At 36.7% G+C, this 689-nt stretch carries 1 pseudogene; it reads right to left on the reverse strand.

Annotated features, from left to right (window positions below):
* Positions 1-689, reverse strand: a pseudogene (locus tag Q0935_RS15800) (hypothetical protein); the annotation flags it as partial.

The raw sequence follows: 689 nt of genomic DNA on the forward strand, positions 1-689 counted from the left end.
TCATTATCATCATCACAAGCTACTAATGGCATTGGTGAAGCTATTGGTGATGGTAATGGATTTACTCTTAAGTCTAAAGTGATTGTGCTTACACAACCTGTGACATTGTTTGTTGCTCTTACGTAAACTGTTTGTGCATTACTTGTATTTAAGTATGGACTGAAAATTTCTACTGATCCGTCGTTTGTATCTGCTCCAGCTTGTGTGCTAAAGTAAGTTAAAGTGATACCTGTTTGTCCGGCTAGTATTTCGGCATTAGCATCTTCTAAATTGAAAGCTTCTACTTCGTCTCCAGGATTATTAACATCACATAAATTTAGTGGTGTTGGTTGTGCTAAAACTGGCAATGGATTTACAATTAAATCTAAGGCTACCGTTTTGTAACAAGCTGTAGCATTATCTTCTACTCGTACCCAAATGGTTTGCGCATCTACGGTTGTATTTACATAAGCATTTGGTGTTGCAATAGCATTGGTTGGTGCTTCTGCATTAGCTTCAGATGTGTAATACGTAATAGTATATAGTGTAGAATCTAAATTGTTAGTGGGATCTGCATCTAATTGGTTTAGGATTTCTAGTTCTTTTGTTGGTAGATTAAAACTTGCAAAACCGTCTGCATTGTCATCACAAACTTCTAGTGGTGTTAATACTGCCGCTGTTGTGATTTGTGGTGTTGGATTGACAATAAG

The organism is uncultured Lacinutrix sp. (assembly GCF_947500605.1).
Taxonomy (GTDB): domain Bacteria; phylum Bacteroidota; class Bacteroidia; order Flavobacteriales; family Flavobacteriaceae; genus Lacinutrix.